Below are 8,009 nucleotides of genomic sequence, written 5' to 3'. Positions count from 1 at the left end.
GCACGTTCACCGCAGCGGAGGGGGCATAAAGCAGAGGTGCTGTAGTGAACGGAACCCTTCCACTTAAGTCATTCAGAAGTACTGAGTTGCTTAACTGAATGACATTACAACCCGGGTTGCCGTTTTTTGTGTTTGCGCGCCCTCTGTAAGACAGGGCGAGGGCATCACCCGCACAAAGCCTTAAACCCCATACCCCATCATCTTCAACAGCTGCTGCGCATGCAGCACCGCATCCTGGCGGTGGGCGACGCCCAGCTTCTGATACAGATTTCGGATATGCGTTTTGATGGTGGTGGCCGCCACGGCCAGCTCACCGGCAATCTGCTCGTTGCTGTAGCCAGAGTAGATCAGCCCCAGCACCTGCCACTCACGCTGGGTGAGCGGGCTGGTGCGGATCAGTTCCGGCACTTCCGGGTGGGTCAGCAGACGCTCCACAAAGGTCTCATCGAAATGAGCGAACTTGTGGCGATGATGCTGGTTAATCTCACGCAGGATGCGCTGGGCGCGATGCTGGTCCAGCTCCGGCAGGGTATTGAGCTGAATCAACTGGCGCAACTGCTGCGCCATGGTCTCGCCTTCAATCACAAAGTGGCTGATAAACCCGGTGCGGTTCGCCAGTTGCAGCGCTTCCAGCAACACACGCTGGGCGTCATTTTTGCGGCCAGACTGCCAGTAAAGCTGGTTTTGCAGCAGCAGGTTGCGGTTCAGATCGCTCATCAGACGCAGGCTGCGGGCATTTTCATTCAACTCTTCCAGCACCATCTCGGCCGGTTCGAACTCGCCCAACAGGATCTGCGCGCGGGCAATGTTGCGCCACTGGCTCTGCAGGAAGTGGTTATTAGCAAACTCTGGCTTCGGCGTCTGGCGCAGCCAGTTGGCTGCCGATTTCTTGTCGCCCGTCATCTGCCAGTAAATCACCCGCACTTTATCGGCGTTGGATACCCAGTCGCTGTGATACTGGCCGTTGCCGAGCAGGTTCTCCAGACGGTTGAGGTGGTTGCGGGCGTTATCCAGATCGCCGCGGGCCAGCGAGCACTGCACCAGCAGGCCCAGACACTGCAACTGCTGCTGCGGCTGATAGGCAGAGAGCACATCGACACCATGGCGGGCGGTGGTTTCGGCTTCGTCCAGACGTGCCCACGCCCACAGCAGCTGGGCGCGAATGCGCAGCAGGAACTCGTGCATCGGCAGCTGTTCCAGGTGCTGATCGCGGATCAGGGTGAAGGCTTTCTCCTGGGTCTCCCAGGCGGCCTGCAGGAAGCCCTGGGCAAACAAAATTTCGCTCTGCTGGATCAGGCTCCACAGGGCGTAGTGCCAGACGTCATGGCGGCGCGCCATCTGCTCGGTCTGCTGCATCAGCGACAGCGAGCGGGTCAGGTCGCCCTTACAGTGCAGGACTTCACCATGCACCGACGTGGCGACGATACGGCTGTAGAAGTTCGCCAGGGGCAGCTCTTCCAGCGCGCCCAGGGCCAGGCGCTGGGCCTCTTCCGGGTTGCCGTCGTTAATGGCCACCTGCGCGCGCAGGGCGTTGAATTCGCCGTGCAGGGCGGCGTCCATCTCGCCTTTCATCTCTTGCTCGGCGCGGGCCAGCAGGGTGTTCACTTCGCTGTAGCGATGCTGGCTCTGCATCAGCCAGGCCTGCAGCAGCACCAGACGCGGGTTTTCCAGCAGGCTATCCCACGGCAGGGCGCGCAGCGACTCCTCCAGCAGGGCCAGCTCGCTGTGGTTAAACAGGCTCCAGGCGTGATTGAGCAGAATATCGCGCAGCATATGGGCATCGCCCGCCGCCAGCGCGTGGTGAATGGCCTCGCTCGGGAAGCCCTGCGCCATCCAGCTCTCGGCGGCGGCGCGGTGGATGTCCGGTAATTCGGTTGCCAGCTCCCACTGACAGCGCTGGCGCAGGAAGCTGCCAAACAGCGGGTGGTAGCTGAACCACTCCCCGGAGTCGTCCATGCGTTGCAGGAACAACCCCTGGCGTTCGATCTCTTCCAGGCGCATCTGGCCGTTGTCTTCGCCGGTGACGCGCACGATCAGCGCATCGTTCATCGAGCGCAGCAGGGAGCTTTTCAGCAGGAACTGACGGGTAGACTGGTCGACGCTGTCGAGTACCTCATCCACCAGATAATCGGAAAGATGGCTGGCATTAATCCCCGACAGACGACGGGCGGATTGCTGCGTCGAGCTGTTGTTATGCCGCGCCGACAGGGCAATCAGTTGCAGGGCGGTCGCCCAGCCTGCCACGTCGTCGCACAGGCGGCTGCTCTCAGCCACCTCGATAGGGGATTTCAGGCGGCAGTCAAAGAACTGCTTCGCTTCCTGATGAGTAAAGGAGAGTTGTTGGCTGCCCACTTCCAGCAGCTGATCGCGCACGCGCAGGTTGGCAATGCCCAGCTGCGGCAGGTTGCGCGACAGGATCACCAGGGTCAGGTTTTCCGGCTGGTGGCGCAGGAAAAAGCGCATCGACTCATGGATAACCGGATTGGTGATCAGATGGTAGTCATCAATGACCAGGTAGAGCGGACGATGCCATTCGGCCAGCTCGATAAACAGTTGCGAAAAAAGGGAAGAGAGGCTGGCGTACTGGCGCTTTTGCACCATCACTTCGCTGGTGACACAGTGGCCGTTGGTCGCCTGCTGAATAGCGGCGATCAAATAACTGGCAAAACGCTCCTGCTGGTTGTCGCCCTCATCGAGGGAGTACCAGCCGAGATCGGTCTTGCCGGAAGCCCATTGCGAAATGAGCGTGGTTTTGCCGTAGCCTGCAGGACTCGTTACCAGCGCCAGTCGAAAATTGTTCGCGCCGGAAAGTTTCGCCAGCAAGCGTTCGCGGACCACAGTATGGTCAAGACGAACCGGGCGACTTAATTTGGACGGAATCAACATAGGTTTCACTTCACTGTGTGGAAATCGAGATTTTTATTTTTTTTGCGCTTCGTAATTAATCCTTATAAGTTCGGTCAGAAACCTTTTTATTGCAAGTTATGTCCGGGTTTTGTGTCCCTTAATTTGCACTGTGTCACAAAAATATATGCAGGGAGGAAGGAACTTTTCCGATGGCCTCAAAAGCGCATGGATACTGGGGTGGCGTGTTTCAGACGGTTAAGCATAAAAAGGAATATAGAATCGTAAATGGCATGAAAAGTTAATAAAGTCCCGAAAGAGTAACTTGCGTAAAATAACGCGCTGGCGTGCAGTAAATTCTGAACGTTATTACTTCAGGTAAGTAATTATTGCCCGGTGCCTATATTTCAGGCGAAACCGCATTTCATTTTTTGACTCCCTCACCGAAAAGCTCACCCTTAATACCCTCACTCCCGCGGCATAAAGTGGCGGCGATCACACTTTCCCGCTCATCCCTGTTACTCCTCCCTGTCTAATCCCCGGCAGGAGGAGGAAGTGGTGTAAGGAGCCAGGCACACTAGCACCAACGCCTTATTTTCTCTCTACAGGATGCAGATTCTCTATGTCACAGCCGACTTTCAACAAAGCTCAATTCCAGGCTGCCCTGACGCGTCAGTGGCAGCGTTTTGGTTTACACGCCGCCGAAGACATGACCTCCCGCCAGTGGTGGCAGGCCGTCAGTGGAGCGCTCGCAGAGCTGCTGAGCGCCCAACCCGCGGTAAAACCCGTGGCAGGCCAGCGCCACGTTAACTATATTTCCATGGAGTTCCTGATTGGCCGTCTGACCGGCAACAACCTGCTGAACCTCGGCTGGTATCAGGAGGTCAGCGATGTCCTGAATACGCATAACATCAACCTGACCGACCTGCTGGAAGAAGAGATCGATCCGGCGCTGGGCAACGGCGGTCTGGGTCGTCTGGCGGCCTGTTTCCTTGACTCAATGGCGACGGTGGGGCAGTCGGCCACCGGCTATGGCCTGAACTATCAGTACGGCCTGTTCCGCCAGTCCTTCGCAGGCGGCCAGCAGATGGAAGCCCCGGACGACTGGCATCGCGGCAGCTACCCGTGGTTCCGCCACAACGAAGCGCTGGACGTGCAGGTTGGCATTGGCGGTAAAGTAACGAAAGCGGGCCAGTGGGAGCCGGGCTTTACCATTACCGGCCAGGCCTGGGATCTGCCGGTGCTGGGCTACCGTAACGGCGTCGCGCAGCCGCTGCGCCTGTGGCAGGCGACGCACGCTCACCCGTTTAACCTGACCAAATTCAACGACGGCGATTTCCTGCGCGCTGAGCAGCAGGGCATCGACGCCGACAAGCTGACCAAAGTGCTTTACCCGAACGACAACCATCTGGCGGGCAAAAAGCTGCGCCTGATGCAGCAGTATTTCCAGTGCGCCTGTTCCGTAGCCGACATCCTGCGTCGCCACCACCTGGCGGGCCGCAAGCTGGCGGAGCTGCCAGATTACGAAGTGATCCAGCTGAACGACACCCACCCGACCATCGCCATCCCTGAACTGCTGCGCGTGCTGATCGACAAGCATCAGCTGAGCTGGGACGACGCCTGGGCCATCACCAGCAAGACCTTCGCTTACACTAACCACACCCTGATGCCAGAGGCGCTGGAGTGCTGGGATGAGAAGCTGATTAAAACCCTGCTGCCGCGCCATATGCAGCTGATCAACGAGATCAACAACCGCTTCAAAAAGCTGGTGGATAAAACCTGGCCGGGCGATAAAGCGGTATGGGCGAAGCTGGCTGTGGTGTTCGACAAGCAGGTTCGCATGGCTAACCTGTGCGTGGTCAGCGGTTTTGCGGTGAACGGCGTGGCCGCGCTGCACTCCGACCTGGTCGTGAAAGATCTGTTCCCGGAATATCACCAGCTGTGGCCGAACAAGTTCCACAACGTCACCAACGGCATTACGCCGCGTCGCTGGATCAAACAGTGCAACCCTCAGCTTGCTGAGCTGCTGGATAAAACGCTGGATAAAGAGTGGGCGAACGATCTCGACCAGCTGATCAACCTGGAAAAACAGGCTGACGATGCGGCCTTCCGCGAGACGTACCGCACCATCAAGCAGGACAATAAAGTGCGCCTGGCGGCCTTCGTTAAAACCCGTACCGGGATTGAGATCAACCCGAACGCGATTTTTGATATCCAGATTAAACGCCTGCACGAGTACAAACGTCAGCACCTGAACCTGCTGCATATTCTGGCGCTCTACAAAGAGATCCGCGAGAACCCGCAGGCCGACCGTGTGCCGCGCGTGTTCCTGTTCGGTGCCAAAGCTGCACCGGGTTATTACCTGGCAAAAAACATTATCTTCGCTATCAATAAAGTGGCCGACGCGGTGAATAACGATCCGAAAGTGGGCGACAAGCTGAAAGTGGTCTTCCTGCCGGATTACTGCGTCTCTGCGGCGGAGCTGATGATCCCGGCGGCGGATGTTTCCGAGCAGATTTCTACCGCGGGCAAAGAGGCATCCGGTACCGGCAACATGAAGCTGGCCCTGAACGGTGCACTGACCGTAGGGACGCTGGACGGTGCCAACGTAGAGATTGCCGAGCAGGTGGGCGACGAGAACATCTTTATCTTCGGCCATACTGTGGAAGAAGTTAAAGCCATCAAAGCCAAAGGTTACGACCCGGTGAAATGGCGTAAAAAAGACAAGCTGCTGGATGCGGTGCTGAAGGAGCTGGAGAGCGGCAAATACAGCGACGGGGACAAGCACGCGTTCGACCAGATGCTGCACAGCATCGGCAAACAGGGCGGCGATCCGTACCTGCTGATGGCCGACTTTGCGGGCTACGTCGAAGCGCAGAAACAGGTCGATGTGCTGTATCGCGATCAGGAAGCCTGGACCCGGGCGTGCATTCTGAACACCGCGCGCTGCGGCATGTTCAGCTCTGACCGTTCAATCCGCGACTACCAGGCCCGTATCTGGCAGGCAAAACGCTAAGGAAGCGCGATGGAAAGTAAACGTCTCGATAATGCCGCCCTGGCGGCGGGGATCAGCCCCAGCTATATCAATGCTCATGGTAAACCGCAGTCTATTGGTGCTGAGACCAAGAGGCGTTTGCTGGATGCTATGCATAAAGCCAAACCCGTCGCGAAAGCGGCGGTTACCGCCGTCCCGAACGTGATGGTCTATACCGCGGGCAAAAAAATGCCGCTGATGATTGAAGGCAGTGGCGACTTTAGCTGGCTGCTGACGACCGAAGAGGGGCATCAGCATAAAGGCCACGCGACGGGCGGCAAAAATCTCAACCTGCCGGCAAAACTGCCGGAGGGTTATCACACCCTGACGCTGACACAGGACGATCACCGCTGGCACTGCCGGGTGATTGTGGCGCCAAAACGCTGCTACGAGCCGCAGGCGCTGAAAGAGGGCAAGAAACTGTGGGGTGCCTGCGTGCAGCTCTATACGCTGCGCTCTGAGGCGAACTGGGGCATTGGCGACTTCGGCGATCTGAAAAAGATGCTCACCGACGTCGGCAAGCGCGGTGGGGCCTTTATCGGCCTCAACCCGATCCATGCCCTCTATCCGGCGAACCCGGAGAGCGCCAGCCCGTACAGCCCGTCATCCCGTCGCTGGCTGAACGTGATTTATATCGACGTAAACGCCGTTGAGGATTTCCGTAACAGTGCCGAGGCGCAAGCCTGGTGGAAGATGGACACTACCCGGCAGACGCTGCAACGCGCCCGGGATGCCGAGTGGGTCGATTATGCTTCCGTCACCGCGCTGAAAATGGCTGCGCTGCGCATGGCGTGGAAAGACTTTGCAAAGCGTGACGACGAACAGATGGCGGCCTTCCGGGAGTTTGTTGCCCGGGAAGGGGAGAGCCTTTACTGGCAGGCGGCCTTTGATGCGCTGCACGCATATCAGGTGAAAGAGGACGAAATGCGCTGGGGCTGGCCGGTATGGCCCGAGCAGTACCAGTCCGTTGATTCCCCGGCGGTGAAAGCGTTTTGCGAAAAGCATACCGACGAGGTCGACTTCTACCTCTGGCTGCAGTGGCTGGCTTACAGTCAGTTTGCCGCCTGCTGGCAGGAGAGTCAGGGCTACGACATGCCGATTGGCCTGTACCGTGATCTGGCGGTGGGTGTCGCCGAGGGCGGGGCAGAGACCTGGTGCGATCGCGAGCTTTACTGCCTGAAAGCCTCCGTCGGCGCGCCACCGGATATTCTTGGCCCGCTGGGTCAGAACTGGGGTCTGCCGCCGATGGACCCGCACGTGATCGCTGCCCGCGCCTATGAGCCGTTTATCGAGCTGCTGCGCGCCAACATGCAGAACTGCGGCGCGCTGCGTATCGACCACGTGATGTCGGTCCTGCGCCTGTGGTGGATCCCCTACGGTGAGACCGCCGACCACGGGGCCTACGTCCATTATCCGGTAGACGATTTACTCTCCATCCTTGCGCTGGAAAGTAAGCGTCATAACTGCATGGTGATCGGGGAAGATCTCGGCACCGTTCCGGTTGAAATCGTCAGCAAGCTGCGTGACAGCGGCGTTTACTCTTACAAAGTGCTCTATTTTGAAAACGACCTTGAGAAGAACTTCCGCGCGCCGGAGGCGTATCCAGAACAATCAATGGCAGTCGCGACGACGCATGACCTTCCTACGCTTCGTGGCTGGTGGGACAGCGGGGACCTTACCCTTGGTAAGACGCTGGGGCTATACCCTGACGAGGTAATGCTGCGCGGGCTGTATCAGGATCGTGAGCTGTCGAAGCAGGGGCTGCTGGATGCGTTGCACGAGCACGGTTGCCTGCCGAAACGCACCGGGCACAAGGCGTCGTTGATGTCGATGACCCCAACGCTGAACCGCGGTCTGCAACGTTACATTGCCGACAGCAACAGCGCGCTGTTGGGGTTGCAGCCGGAAGACTGGCTGGATATGCCGGAGCCGGTTAACATCCCTGGCACCAGCTATCAGTACAAAAACTGGCGTCGCAAGCTGTCTACCTCCCTGGAGGCGATGTTTGCCGATGACGGGGTGAATAAGCTGATTAAAGACCTGGATAAGCGGCGAAAAGCGGCAGCCAGGAAGTAATAAAAAAACCCGCCGGATGGCGGGTTTTTTATTGCCGGGTAAGCGTAGCTGCCAC

At 58.3% G+C, this 8,009-nt stretch carries 3 protein-coding genes; 2 read left to right on the top strand and 1 reads right to left on the bottom strand.

Features of this window, described 5'->3' with window-relative positions; translation table 11 throughout:
- Positions 1-180: 180 nt before the first annotated feature.
- On the bottom strand, positions 181-2,886 hold the full coding sequence (malT, locus tag ACF8PE_RS04140; RefSeq protein WP_032614857.1) for an HTH-type transcriptional regulator MalT: 2,706 nt from the start codon (positions 2,884-2,886) through the stop codon (positions 181-183).
- Positions 2,887-3,466: 580 nt separating this feature from the next.
- On the opposite strand from malT, the gene malP reads away from it, so the two are divergent.
- Both malP and malQ read left to right on the top strand, forming a co-directional pair.
- Positions 3,467-5,860 carry a maltodextrin phosphorylase gene (malP, locus tag ACF8PE_RS04135; RefSeq protein WP_392494621.1) on the top strand — a complete coding sequence of 798 codons (2,394 nt, stop codon included), beginning with the start codon at positions 3,467-3,469 and terminating at the stop codon, positions 5,858-5,860.
- A 9-nt stretch (positions 5,861-5,869) separates the two neighbouring features.
- A complete protein-coding gene (gene malQ, locus ACF8PE_RS04130; protein WP_144839948.1) occupies positions 5,870-7,954 on the top strand; it encodes a 4-alpha-glucanotransferase in 2,085 nt (694 codons plus the stop codon).
- Positions 7,955-8,009 lie beyond the last annotated feature (55 nt).

It is taken from the genome of Leclercia sp. GLN_9 (assembly GCF_043105735.1).
Taxonomy (GTDB): domain Bacteria; phylum Pseudomonadota; class Gammaproteobacteria; order Enterobacterales; family Enterobacteriaceae; genus Enterobacter; species Enterobacter adecarboxylatus.
Note: the sequence above shows the minus strand (reverse complement) of the source record. Positions and strands in the feature narration are given on the sequence as shown.

Bases quoted from the DNA above. Each gene is read 5' to 3' on its own strand.
- malT (WP_032614857.1), bottom strand. From the start codon at position 2,886: ATGTTGATTCCGTCCAAATTAAGTCGCCCGGTTCGTCTTGACCATACT.
- malP (WP_392494621.1), top strand. From the start codon at position 3,467: ATGTCACAGCCGACTTTCAACAAAGCTCAATTCCAGGCTGCCCTGACG.
- malQ (WP_144839948.1), top strand. From the start codon at position 5,870: ATGGAAAGTAAACGTCTCGATAATGCCGCCCTGGCGGCGGGGATCAGC.